1 protein-coding gene is annotated in these 236 nt (G+C 55.1%); it reads left to right on the top strand.

Going from position 1 to position 236, the window contains the following annotated elements; translation table 11 throughout:
* A partial coding sequence (locus tag QRT08_RS18590) for a hypothetical protein (protein WP_286047484.1) occupies positions 1-205 on the top strand: 205 nt, incomplete at its 5' end.
* Positions 206-236 lie beyond the last annotated feature (31 nt).

Raw genomic sequence — 236 nt, forward strand, 5'->3', positions numbered from 1 at the left:
TGCCTCGATCTTCGTCTACAAATTCGGAGAGAGGGGCCTTCGCCTCCAAACCAGCAACGCTGGCGTCCAATACGGCTTGCTTGTATTTTTGTATCAAGCGGGGAAGATGATCGAGATGGGCGCGCGCGAGTCTCGACTTGTTCGAAAGGCTTCCGATCTGGCTGACGATCCGGCGCTGCTCCTCTTGAGGTGGAAGAGGTACTAACGTCGATAGAACTTGCTCCCGGCTCAACTCT

This window comes from Halalkalicoccus sp. NIPERK01 (assembly GCF_030287405.1).
Taxonomy (GTDB): Archaea; Halobacteriota; Halobacteria; order Halobacteriales; family Halalkalicoccaceae; genus Halalkalicoccus.